Below are 895 nucleotides of genomic sequence, written 5' to 3'. Positions count from 1 at the left end.
TTATGGTTCTTGTTACTATGGTTATAGTTAGTGTCAAAGGTGTTTGACATCGCGACGTCGAGCTCTTTGACATCGGACGTCACGGTCTTTGACATCGACCTGCCTTTTTGCTTGACGTCGCATTTCTTGGCGTCGTCTTCGTTGACATCAAACAAAGGCTGAACATCCCCGTCAAAGATAGCCAGTTGGGATAGCGGGAGTATGGTGTAGCAAGAGAGGCCGTTCCGTTGATGATTTTTCATCCGTTCAATAATCGGATTGCCTTGCCAACGAAATTCAAGCAACGAATTGATCCACTTATTCGCGGTTTGCCGGGAACAGCCCAGTCCTTTCGCGATCGCTTCTTGCGAGGGAAAGCATTTGCCGTCCTCGTCCATATAACTGGCTATTACGCAAAGTACCGACCATAACTCAGGACCCAGTTTACCGAGGAGTCCGCTGGTAACCGCAGAACGGTACATTTTGACGTAGATATCGCTGCCCCATTGTTTGTCGATGACATTAAATGACCGTTCCACTTCCACCGTTAGCATCTTTTCAGACATCCAATTTACTCCTTCCTTTCGTTCTAGGCCATAAACGAGAGAAGCGCCCACCGGCCTATTACAGCCAGTGGGCAATTGAAACTTATTCAGCTTTTTCGTGTAGGATTTTGGTCATATCGAACAGACCGTTTGCGGAAAGTCCGACGATAATCCCATTGAAAATCCCTGCCGAGAGCGTATCTGACGGCATATAAAACGCTCCTGCAATAATTCCAAGAGCCATGGTTACCAAGGGAACGTACTTGCTGTCCACATACATCTTGGCAAATTGTCCTGCGGCGATCAGTACAGCCACAATCACACTGGACTCAAACAACTCCATCACCTCCTCACTTTTTTCAAAGTTGCCT

Annotated in this window: 2 protein-coding genes; both read right to left on the bottom strand. The window is 47.3% G+C overall.

The features are described 5' to 3' along the window. On the bottom strand, positions 1–545 hold a 545-nt coding region (locus H1S01_RS20450), incomplete at its 3' end, for a helix-turn-helix domain-containing protein (protein WP_188042175.1). Positions 546–627: 82 nt separating this feature from the next. After that, positions 628–895, bottom strand: a 268-nt coding sequence (locus tag H1S01_RS20445; protein WP_243237464.1) for a phage holin family protein, incomplete at its 5' end; no start/stop codon positions are given.

It is taken from the genome of Heliobacterium chlorum (assembly GCF_014502795.1).
Classification (GTDB): Bacteria; Bacillota; Desulfitobacteriia; order Heliobacteriales; family Heliobacteriaceae; genus Heliobacterium; species Heliobacterium chlorum.
This window is presented reverse-complemented; position numbering and strand designations above follow the sequence as displayed.